Annotated in this window: 2 protein-coding genes; both read left to right on the top strand. The window is 37.0% G+C overall.

Annotated elements, in window-relative coordinates; genetic code table 11:
- Window positions 1–329: M24 family metallopeptidase (locus tag JNK74_28280; protein MBL7650086.1), on the top strand; the 329-nt coding region annotated here is incomplete at its 5' end.
- A gap of 275 nt (window positions 330–604) precedes the next feature.
- Window positions 605–862: alpha/beta fold hydrolase (locus JNK74_28275; protein ID MBL7650085.1), on the top strand; the 258-nt coding region annotated here is incomplete at its 3' end.

Here is an 862-nt window from a genome sequence, read left to right as displayed (position 1 = left end):
AATTGATGACTTCCGAATTATTAGGATTAGGACTCATCGATAAAGCCGATGTGCAAAATGAAAATCCGGATTGGCCGGCCTATAAAAAATATTTCATGCACGGAACTTCCCACCACATGGGATTGGACACACACGATTACGGTTTACTTCACGAACCGATGCAGGCCAATATGGTATTTACCGTAGAACCCGGAATTTATATTCCTGCTGAAGGATTCGGTATCAGACTGGAAGATAATGTTGTTGTACAGCAAAGCGGGGAACCGTTTAACCTGATGCGAAATATTCCTATTGAAATTGAGGAAATTGAAAGTTTGATGAATCAGTAGATTTTAGATTGCAGATTTGTGATTTATGATTGTAGATTTATGATTGTAGATTTATGATTTAAAACTTTAGGCTTTAGGCTTTAGGCTTTAGGCTTGAGACTTTGGACTTTAGACTTAAAATTTTGAAGGCGGCTTGCTGATTGCGGGCCGCTTTTTTTTCGCCACAGATTAAGAGATTTTAATGATTCTTGAATCTGTGTTAACCCTTTAATCTGCGGCAAAAAAATATAATTTTTAAAAAAAGGAATTTACCTTTGCAAAACAAACTAAGCGCTTTGAAACAGATAATCTACAAAAACACGACTATTTCTTATACTGATTCCGGGAAGGGAACTGCTATTGTATTGCTTCATGGCTTTCTGGAAAACAGCAGTATGTGGGAAAGTTTCATCCCTGAATTTTCTAAGAAATATCGGATTATCTGTATTGATTTATTAGGTCATGGAGCGACTGAACCAATGGGTTATGTGCATTCTATGGAAGATAATGCTGATGCGGTGCACGCGGTATTGTCTGAATTAAAAATCCGAAAA

It is taken from the genome of Candidatus Hydrogenedentota bacterium, from assembly GCA_016791475.1.
Taxonomy (GTDB): domain Bacteria; phylum Hydrogenedentota; class Hydrogenedentia; order Hydrogenedentales; family JAEUWI01; genus JAEUWI01.
The sequence above is the reverse complement of the archived record's forward strand: the minus strand, read 5'-3'. Positions and strand labels throughout refer to the sequence as shown.